The organism is Nostoc sp. NMS4 (genome assembly GCF_017115095.1).
GTDB lineage: Bacteria > Cyanobacteriota > Cyanobacteriia > Cyanobacteriales > Nostocaceae > Nostoc.
On the sequence record NZ_JABXKI010000421.1, the window covers coordinates 1 to 16,082 of the forward strand.

The 16,082-nt window shown below is 40.1% G+C and carries 15 protein-coding genes and 1 pseudogene; 7 read left to right on the top strand and 9 right to left on the bottom strand.

Translation table 11 applies throughout. The features are described from left to right. The first annotated feature begins 43 nt into the window (after nucleotides 1-43). The 5 genes from HWQ37_RS33690 to HWQ37_RS33710 all read left to right on the top strand — a co-directional run bounded on the left by HWQ37_RS33690 (nucleotide 44) and on the right by HWQ37_RS33710 (nucleotide 5,881). Nucleotides 44-511, top strand: coding sequence for a MarR family winged helix-turn-helix transcriptional regulator (locus tag HWQ37_RS33690; protein ID WP_292755637.1), 468 nt, complete (start codon nucleotides 44-46; stop codon nucleotides 509-511). Nucleotides 512-671: 160 nt separating this feature from the next. Next, nucleotides 672-2,138: an HlyD family secretion protein gene (locus HWQ37_RS33695; RefSeq protein WP_292755639.1), complete on the top strand. Its 1,467-nt coding sequence runs from the start codon at nucleotides 672-674 to the stop codon at nucleotides 2,136-2,138. 129 nt (nucleotides 2,139-2,267) lie between these two features. Then, on the top strand, nucleotides 2,268-3,521 hold the full coding sequence (locus tag HWQ37_RS33700) for an MFS transporter (RefSeq protein WP_292755641.1): 1,254 nt from the start codon (nucleotides 2,268-2,270) through the stop codon (nucleotides 3,519-3,521). Between the two features lie 20 nt (nucleotides 3,522-3,541). Further along, nucleotides 3,542-5,122: a DHA2 family efflux MFS transporter permease subunit gene (locus HWQ37_RS33705; RefSeq protein ID WP_292755643.1), complete on the top strand. Its 1,581-nt coding sequence runs from the start codon at nucleotides 3,542-3,544 to the stop codon at nucleotides 5,120-5,122. Between the two features lie 156 nt (nucleotides 5,123-5,278). Beyond that, nucleotides 5,279-5,881: a Uma2 family endonuclease gene (locus tag HWQ37_RS33710; protein WP_292755645.1), complete on the top strand. Its 603-nt coding sequence runs from the start codon at nucleotides 5,279-5,281 to the stop codon at nucleotides 5,879-5,881. Here the strand turns inward: HWQ37_RS33710 and HWQ37_RS33715 are convergent. The 9 genes and pseudogenes from HWQ37_RS33715 to acs form a co-directional block, all read right to left on the bottom strand. Continuing rightward, a pseudogene (locus HWQ37_RS33715) lies at nucleotides 5,878-6,678 on the bottom strand (Uma2 family endonuclease). The gene HWQ37_RS33710 and the pseudogene HWQ37_RS33715 overlap by 4 nt on opposite strands. A 150-nt stretch (nucleotides 6,679-6,828) precedes the next feature. After that, complete coding sequence (locus tag HWQ37_RS33720) at nucleotides 6,829-7,524, bottom strand: dCTP deaminase domain-containing protein (RefSeq protein ID WP_292755647.1); 696 nt, start codon at nucleotides 7,522-7,524, stop codon at nucleotides 6,829-6,831. After that, on the bottom strand, nucleotides 7,521-8,477 hold the full coding sequence (locus HWQ37_RS33725) for a nucleoside triphosphate pyrophosphohydrolase family protein (RefSeq protein ID WP_292755649.1): 957 nt from the start codon (nucleotides 8,475-8,477) through the stop codon (nucleotides 7,521-7,523). The genes HWQ37_RS33720 and HWQ37_RS33725 overlap by 4 nt, the downstream gene beginning before the upstream one ends. 250 nt (nucleotides 8,478-8,727) lie before the next feature. Beyond that, nucleotides 8,728-9,258: a DUF1643 domain-containing protein gene (locus HWQ37_RS33730; RefSeq protein ID WP_292755651.1), complete on the bottom strand. Its 531-nt coding sequence runs from the start codon at nucleotides 9,256-9,258 to the stop codon at nucleotides 8,728-8,730. Between the two features lie 224 nt (nucleotides 9,259-9,482). Continuing rightward, nucleotides 9,483-10,541, bottom strand: coding sequence for a nucleotide kinase domain-containing protein (locus HWQ37_RS33735; RefSeq protein WP_292755653.1), 1,059 nt, complete (start codon nucleotides 10,539-10,541; stop codon nucleotides 9,483-9,485). Nucleotides 10,542-10,662: 121 nt separating this feature from the next. Further along, on the bottom strand, nucleotides 10,663-11,343 hold the full coding sequence (locus HWQ37_RS33740; RefSeq protein WP_292755655.1) for a tetratricopeptide repeat protein: 681 nt from the start codon (nucleotides 11,341-11,343) through the stop codon (nucleotides 10,663-10,665). A 323-nt stretch (nucleotides 11,344-11,666) separates the two neighbouring features. Next, complete coding sequence (locus tag HWQ37_RS33745; protein ID WP_292755657.1) at nucleotides 11,667-11,990, bottom strand: XisI protein; 324 nt, start codon at nucleotides 11,988-11,990, stop codon at nucleotides 11,667-11,669. Further along, entirely contained in the window at nucleotides 11,960-12,424 is a 465-nt protein-coding gene (locus HWQ37_RS33750) for a XisH family protein (RefSeq protein ID WP_292755659.1), read from the bottom strand. Before HWQ37_RS33750 ends, HWQ37_RS33745 begins: the two co-directional genes overlap by 31 nt. Before the next feature lie 193 nt (nucleotides 12,425-12,617). After that, entirely contained in the window at nucleotides 12,618-14,591 is a 1,974-nt protein-coding gene (gene acs, locus HWQ37_RS33755; RefSeq protein WP_292755661.1) for an acetate--CoA ligase, read from the bottom strand. Nucleotides 14,592-14,820: 229 nt separating this feature from the next. Between acs and HWQ37_RS33760 the strand changes: the two genes are divergently transcribed. Further along, nucleotides 14,821-15,465 carry a restriction endonuclease subunit R gene (locus HWQ37_RS33760; protein ID WP_292755665.1) on the top strand — a complete coding sequence of 215 codons (645 nt, stop codon included), beginning with the start codon at nucleotides 14,821-14,823 and terminating at the stop codon, nucleotides 15,463-15,465. Nucleotides 15,466-15,494: 29 nt separating this feature from the next. Beyond that, the coding region (locus HWQ37_RS33765; protein WP_292755663.1) for a Uma2 family endonuclease at nucleotides 15,495-16,082 on the top strand (588 nt) is incomplete at its 3' end.

Genomic DNA, 16,082 nt, shown 5'->3' on the forward strand with positions numbered 1-16,082 from the left:
ATTAATCTAGCTATAATAGTACGTGTACTAAGTATTTGCTTAAATGGTTTCTACTTCTAATCACTCCCCAACATTAGAGTCGTGGCAGCACGATCTAGCACCATACAATATGGGCTACAGAATCAAATTAGTCTCACAATTGTTGAGTCGCAAGTTTACTGAAAAGTTAGAACCCTTTGGTCTTACGCCATTTCACTGGTTGGTGTTGTGCTGTCTTTGGCAAGAAGATGGTTTACCTACTTCTAGTATTGGCGACAAACTCAAACAAGTGGGAGGGACTTTAACAGGCGTACTAGACCGGATGGAAGAACGCGGTTTGGTGCGTCGAGAACGCGACACTCACGATCGCCGCATTTGGCGGATCTGGCTAACGGATGCAGGTAGAGAACTAGAAGTTATTCTACCGCCAATCGCCGCCGCCATTCGTGAAGAAGCGATGCAAGGTATTTCCTTTGCTGACCGAGAACTGTTTTCCCAAATGTTGAATCGGGCGATCGCTAACCTCTCCTAAATGTTCCCATAATCACCCGACCGGGGGAGGCAGTGTAAAGATATGTTTTGAGATAATATTACGCATACTAAGGAACTAAGGGTTTTTTTCAGGCAATATTACGCATTCTAAATAAACGATATCAATGTAAATTACTGAACGAACAAGGGAGTTAAGAACCATGAGTGCTAATACTTTTAACGGACGGAACGGAAACAAAACCCCAATTTTAGAAAAAGAAGTGATTCCCGATATAGAGACTTTAGAAACTGTTACCACAGAGACATCAGCAACAGCAGAAGCACCTGTTGTAACTCCTGAGATCGAGAAAGAAGTTCCACCAAAACGGAAAAAACCGACTGGTTTAATTTTGGCAGGATTAGGCGTGGGTGCGATCGCCGCAGGTACTTTTGGTTATCACTACTGGCAATACGCCTCCACCCACCAGGAAACAGATAACGCCACCGTTGTGGGAAACATTCACCAAATTAGTAGCCGCATTCCCGGAACTGTAAGTGAAGTGCTAGTGAATGATAACCAACTGGTAAAACCGGGACAATTATTAGTGAAGTTAGATCCACGAGACTATCAAAGTAAGGTGCAACAGGCACAAGCAGCCCTCGAAAATGCGCGTGCTCAAGCGCAAGCCGCCCAAGCAAATATTGCTTTAAGTTCACAAACCACCACTGGTAAGACAACTCAAGCACAAGGAGATGTCAGTGGTGCAGTAGCAGCAATTTCCACAGCCCAAGCAGCAGTACAAGAAGCCCAAGCTGGGATTCCCGCAGCCCAAGCAGTAGTACAAGAAGCCCAAGCTGGAATTCCCGCAGCCCAGGCGGAGGTAGCGCAAACCAACGCCAATTTAGAAAAAGCCCAAGCAGATTACAATCGTTACAACGAATTGTATCAAACAGGCGCGATTGCTCGTCAGCAATTAGACACAGCCAAGGCTGCTTATGATGTGGCTACGGCACAGAAAAACGCCGCGATTCAGGGAGTAGAACAAGCTCAAGCTAAGTTAGCCTCCGCTAAAGTTGGTGTCGCCAAAGCCCAGTCTCAACTAGCACAGGCGCAAGAAAATGTCACCAACGCCCAAGCTAAATTGGCAGCATCTAAGGGAGGATTGCAACAAGCTACCGCCGGCGGACAAGATACAACAGTCAAACGTAGTCAATACGAAGCGGCTAAAGCAGCGATCGCCCAATCAGAAGCATCGCTAAAAGATGCCCAATTACAACTATCTTATGTCAATGTTACCGCCCCCAGTGCCGGACGAGTAGGTAGAAAAAACGTCGAAGTTGGCAACCGAGTCGCAATAGGAACACCATTAATGGCGATCGTCGATAACAACTATTGGGTAGTTGCGAACTTCAAAGAAACTCAATTAGAAAAGATGCGCCCAGGAGAGCCAGTAGAGATTAAGCTGGATAGTTTTCCTCATCACAACTTTATTGGTCGTGTTGACAGTATTTCGCCAGCTTCCGGCGCTCAGTTTGCCTTATTGCCACCAGATAATGCTACAGGTAACTTTACTAAAGTTGTCCAACGCATTCCTGTTAAAATAGTCTTCGATCAAAAGAGTATTCAAGGATACGAATCGCGGATTACTCCTGGGATGTCTGCGGAAATTGCTGTGGAAGTCAAGTAATACCAAATTGGCTTAAAACAGATGAAAACCTCTTTCTGCATCTGATATTTTCTTACATCTAAAGAGAGGCGTATAGAGATGAGGTGAGATGATATCTATGAAAGCAGATTGGTATTGAGTAAGCCTGAGATGAAAAAACCGCTACTACCTGCTTTAAGGTCAAGAAACTACCAGCTGTTTTTTGCCGGACAAGGTATTTCCCTAATTGGGACGTGGATGACGCAACTTGCGACAATTTGGCTAGTTTATGACTTGACAAAATCCCCATTAATGCTAGGAGTTGTGGGATTTTCGAGTCAAATTCCCAGCTTTTTTTTAGCTCCCTTTGGTGGAGTATTTGTAGATCGCTTTTCTCGCTATCGTACCTTAATTGGTACGCAAATCTTGGCGATGATTCAATCATTAACATTAGCAGTGCTGGCGCTAACTGGTGTGATTGAGGTATGGCACATCATCGTCTTGAGTTTGTTGCAAGGATTTATTAACGCCTTAGATGCGCCAGCCCGTCAAGCTTTTGTACCAGAATTGGTTGAACACAGAGAAGATTTAGCGAATGCGATCGCCATTAATTCCACAATGGTTAACGGTGGGCGATTAATTGGCCCTGCGATCGGGGGTTTACTAATTGCTAGCGTCGGAACTGGCTATTGTTTTTTAATTGATGGTTTAAGCTACGTTGCTGTAATCGCTGCTTTATTGGCAATGCAAGTTAAACCTTGGAAATATTCGGTAACTGACGGTAATCCCTTGCAAAAAGTCAAAGAGGGATTCATATATGCCTTTAGCTTCACACCGATTCGATCCATCTTATTGCTATCAACTTTAGTCAGCTTCATGGGGCTGCAAAACACCATTCTTGTACCAGTGATTGCCGAAGAACTTCTCAAAGGTGGTGCAGAAACTTTGGGGTTTTTAATGGCGGCATCTGGAGTTGGAGCCTTAACTGGTGGTATTTATCTAGCTACGCGCCAAACAATTTTGGGAATTGGGAAATTGATTGCCTTAGCTCCCGCAATTTTAGGAATTGGTCTAATTGCCTTTTCTTTGTCTAGATTTTTACCACTCTCTTTATTTACAATGTTATTTGTTGGCTTAGGAACAATTCTTCAGATTGCTGCTAGCAACACATTTTTACAAACTATTGTTGAAGACGACAAACGCGGGCGATTGATGAGCTTATACACAATGTCATTTTTGGGGATGATTCCTGTAGGTAATTTATTCGGAGGTTTGTTAGCAAGTCATATTGGCGCTCCCAACACTTTAATTATTGATGGCATAACTTGTATTTTGGGGTCGATTATTTTTAGCAGACAATTGCCAGCTTTAAGGAAAATAATGCGCCCAATTTATGAGCAAAAGGGGATTATCACGACTCCATAACTTTGAAACAGGAGAAAACTATGGCAAATACAAGTGTAATTTCTCAGCAAGCACCACCAGAACATGTCCCGCTAAAAACCTGGATTGGTGTATTAGCCAGTATGCTTGGTGCATTTATGGCGGTATTAGATATTCAAATCACTAATGCTTCGCTGCAAGATATTCAAGCAAGCTTAGGAGCAACTCTAGAAGAAGGTTCTTGGATTTCTACCGCCTATCTTGTAGCAGAAATTGTGGTAATTCCTCTAACCGGATGGTTATCACGGGTATTTTCTCTGCGACGTTATTTGTTAGTTAATACTGCACTATTTATTTTCTTTTCTATATGCTGTCCTTGGTCGTGGGATCTCAATTCCATGATTTTCTTCCGCGCCTTACAAGGTTTTAGTGGAGGAGTATTAATTCCCACTGCTCTGACAGTTGTATTAACAACTTTACCCCAATCTAAGCAATCAATTGGGTTAGCTGCATTTGGATTTAGTGCAGTTTTTGCACCCTCAATTGGCCCAACATTAGGAGGTTGGTTAACAGAAAACTTTGGTTGGGAATACAACTTTTATATAAATGTAATTCCAGGGTCGTTAATGCTAGCTGGTGTTTGGTATGGAATTAAGCAAACAAAACCCCAAATTAATTTGCTCAAACAGGGTGACTGGTGGGGAATTATTGCAATGGCTATTGGGTTAGGTTCTCTGCAAGTTGTTTTAGAAGAAGGTAGCCGTAAAGATTGGTTTGGTTCAGCCTTGATTGTGCGTTTATCTGCGATCGCTGTGATTTTTTTGGCGATATTTTTCTTTATAGAATTAACTCGGAAGCAACCATTTATTAATTTACGACTTGTATTGAAGCGTAACTTTGGTTTAGCGAGTATTGTCAATGTGTCGCTGGGAGTAGGATTATATGGTTCAATTTATATTTTACCTCTCTATCTTGCCCAAGTTCAAAAGTACAATGCTTTGCAAATTGGTGAAGTATTAATTTGGGCTGGTATTCCCCAATTATTTATTATTCCCCTCATCCCCAAATTGATGCAACGCATTGATGTGCGGTTAATGGTAGCTGTTGGTGTAACCTTGTTTTCTATTAGTGCATTTATGAACTCAGGAATGACTAATCAAACAGGATTAGATCAGTTACGGTGGTCGCAATTTGTGCGTGCAATGGGACAACCTCTAATTATGATACCACTGACTTCTATCGCCACGGCTGGATTGAGTCAGCAAGAAGCAGGTTCAGCAAGTGGTTTATTTAATATGATGCGGAATCTGGGCGGTTCTATTGGAATTGCATCTTTAGCAACTTTATTAAGTAACAGAGAGCAATTTCACTCGAATAGATTGGGTGATGGAATATCTTTATATAATCCAGAAACTCAACAGCGAATTGAGCAAATGACACAATATTTTGTCAGTCGAGGATCGGATTTGAGTACAGCACAAAATCAGGCGATCGCATCTATACATAACATCGTTCGTCAGGAAGCATTTGTAATGGCTTTTAACGATTGTTTTTACTTTATTGGCATTGCCCTGTTACTCAGTGGTCTTGCCATTTTATTCTTCAAAAAGGTAAAGCCAACTGGTGGCGCTACCGCTCATTAATAATTCGTAATTCGTAATTCGTAATTCGTAGTTATTGTAACTCGGATTCGTTGACAGCAAAGGTGCTGGTTATAGAACTAGATGACTTAAACCCCTAAAACTAGTTAAATTTGTGATATGGGTTAAAATGTTTGATAAAACTACTAAGGTATTAAAATGGTCATTAGCCAAAGTAAGTACTATATCTCCCCAGAAGAATATCTAGAAGGCGAGAAATTTAGTGAAATCAAACACGAGTATATTGATGGACAAGTATACGCAATGGCCGGGGCGAGTGATGCTCATGTCACAGTTAGCATGAATGTATCTATACTGCTGCGAAACCATCTCCGGGGTAGTGGTTGCCGTGTTTATATGTTAGATATGAAAGCACAAATTGATGTTATAAATCGCTATTTTTATCCTGATGTGATGGTGACTTGTGATACACGAGATAGAGAATTTGAATATTTTAAGTGCTATCCTTCCTTAATTATCGAAGTGCTTTCTGAGTCAACAGAAGGCTATGACAGAGGGAAGAAATTTGCCAGTTACCGACATTTAGAATCACTACAAGAATATGTGCTAATTTCACCAGATCGAATGAGTGTAGAATGCTTCCGCCGCAATGATGTAGGACAGTGGGTACTTTACCCTTATGAAAAAGGGGAAGAATTGCATTTAGCTAGCGTTGATTTTCGTTGTGCGATGCCTACGGCGGGCTACGCCTACGCAGAAATATATGAAGATGTAATATTAATAGATGATAATATTTCTTAATCCAACATTTCTGGGTCAATTCCTAAAGCGTTGAGTTGTTCAGCAGAGAGCGATGTCTTCGACGGGCTACGCCTACGCAGTTTCTCTACAATTATCCCTCGCTTTTGTCGTTCAACTTACGCCCTTTGTCGCTCAACTTCCGCCCGTTCATAACCCGTTAGCAGCAAATTTCCTTGTGCATCCCACCACCGCAACCAAGGTAACTCTGCATTTATATAAAATCCCTGCCAGATTCCTAACTCTACACCCATAGGAACAATTGGGTAATGTCCTCGTTCATTGGGTTGCATTAGTTGATAATTATTATTGACTAGATGATAAACTTCAACTTGAGCTTTTTCTACTTCATAAATTCCATAATAAGGCACTCGAATTGCCTGCTCATAAACCCAAAACTTACCAACCTTCCCACCTTCTCCTTGAGATGGCGGCGTGTTATCTCGTTCTTCTGAACCATCTCCAGAGACAAATTCAATTACAATCAAGGGCGCGACATACTCCTTCCACAGCACATAAGAACGCCGCATTTTACCGTCAAGGGTCGGTGGTACATTGGGTACATAAAACCAGTCTGGTGCTTCAGCCCCTTTCTCAGGAGGATTTGTCAATCGCCAGTAGATACCAGAATCTTGTCCGATACAATATTGACCGTCAGGATGAAGTTGCTCTAAAACAGGTTTAATTGAATCTGTGATTAAAATGCTTTGCGGATGCTCCTGAAGATTTTTCACAAATGTACCGTCTGAGTCTGGTAACTGGGTGTGGTCAGGTAAAGTTAATGCCGATAGGGAAGTCATAGGCACAACCAAGATGATATTTGTATTTTATTTATTATCCTAATAAATCTAACAAGCTTTGTTGTCCTAGAGTACTTAAGACTTAGAAATTTTGCACTTATTTAGTGTAAGTGTATAGCGACAGCTTGGATTCATTTCACCAATTGAAAATTAGTAGATGGCAAGAGAAGATTTAATCATATTGAGTAATGGCTGTATAAATATATCCATTATTGGCTTTGCAAAAGCAAGTAGAACCCCAATAGCAATCGTAAACATAAAAGCCTGTTTAACAGAATAATTCTCTATTTTTTTCTCCATATCATCCAAACGTTTTACTAAATAAGGAAGAGAAGAAACTAAATCAGGACTATTCATTAAATCAGTGGGAATTGAATCATAACCTATCTTCTTTCGGGGATTTTCGTCATCTTTATCCAAATCTGCATACCATATAGAAAAAACCCTCTCACCTCTTCCTATATTAAAGTTAAGAAGACCAGCATTATAAACAGCAAAAATTAGTTTGCCACTATAGCCAGGATCGACATGAAAACCTGAAACATTAATCAGCCCATTTGATTTAAATTTAAATTTCATTGAAATGAACGCAAGTGCATTGTTTGGAACTTTGATTGTTTCAGAAGTTATCAGAAATGCAAACTGTCCTGGAGGAATAGCAACAGTTTCTTTATCTCTAAGAATAATTTTTTTCCGCTCTCTCGGAGGTGTATCAGGAAGGGCTGAAATATAAACTTCTTCCCCCAAACACAATTCATACGATGCAGACTCTATTTGATCGCCATTAAATGGTTCAATTAAACTAGGAAGATGAGACATCAAAGTTTGTGATGACCAAAAACTCATTTTTTTGCCTGTAAGATATAGTTGAGTGAATGTTTTATTTCTACAGAAGCTAAACGCCGACTAAACTCTTCCAAATAGGTTATCAAGCGTGCATCAAGGTCAACAACTACCGTTCCTCCCCGATTTTTCTCTACCTGTCGCCAGACATCATAGCCCATCAGAATCGCCTTCTCCCAATCACCCAGCGAACATTGAGAAACTTCTAAATGGGATGTCATATTTTTGATAGTCTTCAATAGTTGGTAATCTAATGTTGAAACTCCTTCTAAGAAACCGTGATTTTTGGCATAGCTAAATACAAGTGCTGATATACCTTCTTCAATGGCTATTGCACGGCCACCGTCTTCAACTTCGTCAATACTAGAATTACTTTTGCGCTTACGTTTAAGCATACTACGAGTAATAACAGACCAACCTAAAACTGCGGCGTAAGAAAAATGGAAAACATCATGGAAGCGGTAGCCATCGCTTGTATAGGAATTATCGGTGAGGTCATTTCCAATTTGTTGTTTGTTGATAAATGCCTTCATTTTGATTGAGTTATCTTTGCTTACCTCCGTAATTTCTACTTCAAATTGTCGTGGTAAACTTTCATTTTCGGGAAAGTCATTGTCGAATATATAGGTTGTAGCTTTATCATCTATCTGTGCTGAATCTCTCCATCCCCAACGGTCACGGCACTTTCTCAGATTATCTTCCGCAATTTCTTCCAAATTAAGGTTAAATTTGCTTGCTAAATTGGAAATATACCAAAGCATATCTCCCAATTCTTCCGCGATGCCTTCTTTAAATAGTTTGTGTGCATCGCCGTCACGTAAATGTTTTTTATACTCAGTCATTAATGAGCCAACTTCCCCTACTAAGCCGAGAAGAGGTATTATTAGTTCAGTACCTTCCACAGCAGGAATCTGGTCTGTGTTCAGTGCTTGTATTTGATACTCAGAAAAATTCATAATGCTATTTTTTTCAATTTCAAAGTTGTTAATTGTGGCTATTTTCACTGAGATAAAATACCAATCTGAGAATACTTAAAAAGTATAACCATTACAATTTAAAATTTAGTTATGTTTCGAGACTTCTAATTAAAAATATCCCAACTTGTAGGGTGTGTTAACGACAGCGTAACGCAGTGTTTCGATTTAATCTATAACAGTGCGTTATGAACGCACCCTACGAAGTTGGATAATTTATTTTTTGGAAGTCTCATTTATAAATAAAAATCTTTCGTTCTGTAAGAACTCGATCACGTTGTAGGGGGTGGCGTGGATGTCCATACTTTGTTAAATCATCACCAAGAGAGTAAAGCACCTTGTAAGAAATTAGACTTAGCACTTCTTCTCTACGGTTCCTAATTTTGGGATACTTAGTTGCACTCACATCAGCAAGCCAGCTTCCCCACGCCACAATAATTGATTCAGCACGTTTTGCTGCTGATTGAATATAAAGGTTATTTTTTGGTCCCACAGGGTCATCTGCGTTCCTAAGTCCATCGGGTTTGGGAGCGATATAAGCGAATAAATTAACTACTTCAAGAGAACCATAATTCCAAGACTTAGCCAAGTTAATACATTTAGTGAGCGTGGGATCATCTTCCTTGCCATCAGCCCAACTTGGGTTAAGCATCACAAAAGTAACTTGAGGTAAACGTTCACTCCATTTACGTCGTAGTAAATAGCGATACTTTTTATTCTCTTCATCTGTATAAGCGAACTTGGCATATCCTTTTATTTCCATGTGTTTTACCCGGAATGACTGTTGATTTACAAATAGTAGAAAACATTAAAACAGGCACAACTGATGAGGTTCTTCTATCTCAGAGTTTTGCAAAGCTTTTAATTTTTTGCTCACATTCTTTGGCTCATACTTTTTATGCTGTTTTGATACATTGTCTGATATTTCAGATGTTGTTTTTATTAGAGAATCTAGCTTCAAAGATAATTGCTGACAATTACTATTATTCAAGAGTTGAAATTAGTAATCTCTAATATTGGCAATCTCTGCGCTAAAGTTTCTTTAACTTGATCGTTGATTTGCCATTTTGGTGGATAAAAATAATCAATTGGTTGAGGGATTGAAGTAAATTTTGATTTTATCTTTTTACGATTACTTTTCAAATCAGGGAATGCTGCTCGGCAGTATTTATCAGTTTCACAAAAAAGATTTTGACAGTCTATAGCTTGTAATGGACGACCCCAGAGCGATTGAAAATTTAACCCTAACCGTTGAAACTCTCTTTCTTGGTTTTCAGTCATCCAATGAATTATATCAGTATATGTTTTACCATCTGTATCAATGAAACACTTGTTGATACCACGTTCGGCTCCTGGTCCTGCTATAGTAAAACTGTTTTCGTCAAAGTTGATAATTTCACTATAGTTAATATCTGTCGCTAATTGGTAAGCCATAAACTTACCTAGCAATGGATATTCTTGAATAATCTTAAAAACATCTTCAAAATCTTTGGCTTCGACTATGCGATTATCTACCCTATCTTGGACAACCATTTTATCAATTAATGCCAAATGATTCTGGTGCTTCTTATCATAACCAAACTCTTTGCTGGCACAAGACATATATGCACTAGTGTAAATAACATATCCAAGATTCATAGCCTCTTGTAATATGTCTGAATATGCATTTGAGTCGAAATTAGACAGTGTAATATAATCTCCTATCCTATTCTCTAAGTATTCCCATGTTTCTATTTTATTAAAAATTTTAAATAGTAGAATCCGTAAAACTACTTCTTCTTGATTTTTGCTCCTCTTCTCATCGTAAATTACGTTTTTGATCAGATATTGTGAAACGCGATCGCTTGCTCGATATGCATTACAAAATTTATAAGTATTAATGATCGAGTCACTCGTCCACGGCGGTTGTACGTTGTTAATTTTGTTGAAAAATACTTCCTGGCGCATAGCAGCAAATCGCCAAAAGGTATCAAAAATTTCTTGTCTTACTTGCATACACTGTTCTCCTGGTTTGTCGTCATCAATTTCAAACTTGTTTTTATCCATGAGTCAAGATTATGCGACAATTGCCGCATAATCATCGTACCCGATCGCAACTTTGACAAAGCATCCTGAAAGCCGATCGCAGCAACTTTTCTTAACTTTTATCTACTGAATAATATGCTTTTCATGAAACACTAGGACTATCAGCAGTTTTGATCTCTTTTAAAATTCGTTCTACCTGATTAACTTTTTCACCTCTATTCTGTGCTTTGAAAATATTTAAAGCTTTTTCTAAAGAAGATAGCGCCTCATCTTTTTTATTTGTTTGCCACAATGCCAGTGCAAAATTAGTCAGCCCTTCGCCATAATTAGGATTAATTTCTAGAGCTTTTTTATATTCAGTAATGGCTTCTTCCCAGCGACTTTGGCTTGCGTAAACTATACCGATCGCATTGTAAGCTAGAGCATATTTTGGCTGGACGCGAATGGCTTCTCGATAGGAGTTAATTGCATCTTCTGGTTTCTTTTGCCGAAAAAGCACATTTCCTAGTTGAAAGTGTCCGAAGGCATCGTCTGGGAATTTTTTAATTAATTTGCGTAAATTTTCCTCTGCACCTGTTAAGTTTCCCTGATCTAATAAAGCATTGGCTTGTTGCAGGAGTTGCGATCGCTCTGGTGCATCTGTACCTGAAGATTGTGCTATTTTTTGCGGTTGTCTCTGTACAGACTGTTCTGGCGAATGCAAAGAAATTTGTCCAGGAACCGCTAATACTAATGGTGATATCCCCATTACAGTGATAATACTCAGCATCATGCAGCTAAAAGGTTGAACAAATGCTAATTTTGGTTTGCTCTTCAGCTTCATCGCCTTCAATGCCTCAATAATGTTCTTATCTCCATGATAAAATGTAGGTGCGTTACACGCTAACGCACCACAAGAAGCACACAGATGTGCGCCTCTAGAAGATCCTTTAGAATTGTTTACGCGCCTTCCCGTAACTTATCCAATACACTCCGATCTTCTAAGGTCGAAGTATCCCCAGATACCTCTTCCCCACCAGCTAGATTCTGCAGCAAGCGCCGCATAATCTTACCCGATCGCGTTTTGGGTAAAGCGTCTGTAAAGCGGATTTCTCCGGGACGTGCGATCGCACATACACTGACAATGCGAAGATTAATTTAGAGTTTTCATGCATTAGCAGCTAGCTCTGGTTCAGGCATAAAAGCTAAAACTATATCTGGTGGAGAAACCCCCATCGCTATCAAATCTCGGGTTATGCCGTGTTCTATGCCGTCATATTCAATATAAACCTTACCATTTTGTAGCGTGACATAAATTAGATTTCCTCGGACTCGCCGTTCTCTATCCCAACCCACTTGCATCAAAGCATACCTATCGTGCGTTTCATCAAAGATTGGGTCTAGTCGAATATCTCCATGCGAGGGACGCAGTTTAGCATATTGTATAATTATCTGCTTGACTATTTCTCGATAGGTCGTGCTGGTATCCATTGTATGACCTCTACTGTTTTTAAATTGATGATAATTAATTTCAGTGGCATTTCTGTAATTACTAGTTCGCCTATTGGTTCATTGAAAATATTGCTATAGATAGTATCTGTAATCGCTAAATATAGTTCTCGCTCTGGTTCTATTCTACTGAGTAAAAGCTGATAGAGTGTATACTGTCCAATGGCTTGTTCTAAATCAGCAATAACAGATTGGCCGCGAAAATCTTTAATTTCAATTGCTATTTGCTGATTTTCTTTTGTTGCACCGATAAAACTTCCTTGAACTTGGTTAACTTTTGATGATAAAGTAGCAGCCAAATCTATAAATAAGAATCTATCGCCGTAAGAAATAACATAAGGATCGTCAGTTATTTTCCAACCATCTTTAATAATCGCTTGCTTGACTATATTGTGAATGCTATCTCTTGCTGGCATTAATTAATCAAAAGTAAGTTTATGTATTTGATAGACGTAGGTTGGTTTGCACTCCGCGCAACCCAACATATATCAGGATGTTGGGTTGCGCAAAGCCTCCACCCAACCTACAATTTTTTGCTACTCATCATACTGTGAGCTTCATAGAAAGGCATCTCCAATACAGGAAATGCCAATCTAAAATCTAAAATTTCTACGCGCCTTCCCGTAACTTATCCAATACACTCCGATCCTCTAATGTCGAAGTGTCACCAGATACCTCTTCCCCAGCAGCTAGATTCCGCAGCAAGCGCCGCATAATCTTTCCCGATCGCGTTTTGGGTAAAGAGTCTGTAAAGCGGATTTCTCCGGGACGTGCGATCGCACCTATTTCTTTGACAACGTGCTGCTTAAGCTCTTTACTCAGTTCCTCACTTGCTTGATAAGTGCCTTCTAAAGTCACAAAAGCAACTACTTCTTCACCTTTGAGTTCATCCGGTTTACCCACTACCGCCGCTTCTGCAACTGCTGGATGCGAAACTAAAGCTGATTCTACTTCCATTGTACCGAGTCGGTGTCCTGAGACATTCAGTACATCATCCACACGACCCATTACCCAGAAGTAGCCGTCTTCATCTTGTCTCGCACCATCACCAGCAAAGTAAGTATAATTACCATTTTGAGGTAGAATGTGTTCCCAGTAGGTGCGGCGGAAGCGTTCTGGATCGCCATAGACTGTTCGCATCATTCCTGGCCACGGATGGCGTACTGCCAGATAACCGCCTTCATTATTGGGTACGGTGTTTCCTTCTAAATCTACGACATCTGCAATAATTCCAGGGAAGGGAAGAGTTGCAGAACCGGGTTTGGTGGGAATTGCGCCTGGAAGTGGTGTAATCATAATACCGCCAGTTTCCGTTTGCCACCAAGTATCAACAATTGGACAGCGATCGCCACCTATTACTTTGTGATACCACATCCAAGCTTCGGGGTTAATCGGTTCGCCAACGGTTCCCAACAAACGCAATGAAGAGAGGTTTCGCGCATTCGGATGTTGTTCGCCCATCTTAATAAATGCCCGAATTGCCGTAGGTGCGGTATAAAAAATATTAACGCCGTATTTTTCAATTACATCCCAGAAACAGCCAGGATTAGAAGCACGTGGCGCACCTTCATACATCACCGTGGTTGCACCGTTAGAAAGAGGTCCGTAGACAATGTAGCTGTGTCCCGTAATCCAACCTACATCGGCAGTACACCAATATACATCCGTGTCTTGGAGGTCAAATATCCACTTGGTTGTAATATGGGTATACAAATTATAACCAGCAGTTGTATGCACTACGCCCTTCGGTTTGCCCGTGCTGCCAGAAGTGTAAAGGACAAATAGCATATCTTCGCTATCCATCGGTTCGGCGGGACAATCTGCTGATATTCCTTTTTGCAAATCGTGCCACCAATGATCGCGTCCGCCCAACTGCATATAAGTTTCTTGTCCGGTGCGCTTGACAACGAGGACATTTTCTACGCTGGGAACAGCACCATCAGCTAAGGCTTTATCTACCTGTTCTTTGAGAGGGACGATCGCATCTTTGCGCCAACCACCATCAGCTGTAATTACCAGTTTAGCTTGAACATCAATTAAGCGATCGCGCAAAGCTTCGGCGCTAAAACCACCAAATACTACAGTGTGGGGTGCGCCAATTCTCGCACAAGCTAACATGGCGATCGCCGCTTCGGGAATCATTGGCAGATAAATCCCAATGCGATCGCCTTTTTGGACTCCCAGTTGCTTCAATACATTAGCAAACTGGCAAACTTCCCGGTGCAGTTGGGCATAAGTGAGGGTACGCGAATCACCTGGTTCTCCTTCCCAAATCAATGCTGCTTTATTTTTGCGCCAAGTAGTGAGATGTCTGTCAAGGCAGTTGTAAGAAATATTCATCTTCCCGCCAACGAACCACTTCGCAAAAGGTGGTTGCCAGTCTAATACTGTATCCCATTTTTGGAACCATTCTAATTCTTTTCCAGCCAAATCTGCCCAAAATTGCTGCGGATCGGCTTTGGCTTTGTCATAGAGACGCTGATAGTCTTCTAGGCTTTTGATATGGGCGTTTTGTGAGAATTCTGAGGCAGGATGGAAGAGGCGGTTTTCTTGTAGGATTGATTCTATGGTTGGTTGAGACATAGTTACATTTACAAACGCTATTGTTACTAAAAACTATTCTTAGCCCAGTTATGCTATACAGTGTTTAGATTTTCATTAAGCTGGGTAGAAATTGCCGAGTTATTTAGTTTACATTCATTTTCATCTACCAAAAGCAAGCGAGCAAGAAATGTAAAGACGTTCAATTGCAACTCATCTATCGGGAATGTTGCAAAATGTAAGTAGTCTTAACAAACAAAGCCTAGAAACTATGCCCCTCACCGTCGAAGCTAGCAGCCTATCTCTTAACGATGTTCATCGGTTTCTCAAACTAGAAGAACTTTCCAATGGTTCATTCACAGACTTCTTAACTTTAGAACCACTCTCTGAGTTTGAACAGCAGGATTTATTGCGAATCAGAAATGACTTCCGTCGATATTTAAGCGCAGGTAAAATTTCTGAAGGTTTGGTTAAATTTTTAACGATCGCACCATTAATGCGGTTAGCTGGATTTTACGATATACCGATTCGGTTGACAATGGAAGATAGCATTGCCGTCGCAGTCGAAGATGAAGACAAAAGAATTACTGGACGGATGGATATTTTAGCAATCAACAATCCTCAAAGTAATATTGCAGCGCCATTTTGGGTTCTAGTGATTGAAACGAAAAATAGTTCGGTCAATGTGATTGAGGGTTTACCTCAATTACTCACTTATGCTTTTAAAAGTTTAGAGCAACAACCATCAGTTTGGGGTTTGGTAACTAATGGACAGCTTTATCAATTTGTTTATCTAAGACATGATAACCAGTCAACTTATGAGTTAATGCCATTATTAAATTTGAGTCAATCTCCAGATGCAATTGAGTTATTACAAGTTCTTAAAAGCATCTGTAAGCTACCGAATTTTCAGTAAAATAAACGTAAATCGCGGAGCGATCGCTGATGTCTGAACCTGCTACCCTAGAAATAGAATTAATCTCTGATAATATTTCAGAAGAGGAAGTTATTTTTCCTCCTGGTGATATACTGAGTGACGAACCACCCTTGGAAAGTGACCTGCACCGAGAACAAATCGATTTGCTGATTCGCCTACTTAAATTATGGTGGCGAGATAGGCAAGATTTTTATGCTTCTGGCAATTTGACGATTTATTACAGTCCTAACCAGAAAAAATCAGAAAGTTTCCGAGGCCCAGACTTTTTTGTAGTTTTGGGAACCCAGAAAAAAGACCGTAAGAGTTGGGTAGTTTGGCAAGAAGACGGCAAATATCCCAATGTGATTGTGGAAATTTTGTCAAGTTCAACCACAGCAGTTGATAAAGGTTTAAAAAAACAAATTTACCAAGATACCTTCCGTACACCAGATTATTTCTGGTTTGACCCTGTAACAATGGAACTTCAGGGATTTCATATAGTTGATGGTAAGTATCAAGAAATCCCAGTAAACACTGATGGACGTTTGTGGAGTCAGCAGTTAGAACTTTATTTGGGAGTTTATGAAGGTAAATTAAGATTCTTCACTACTGAAAAT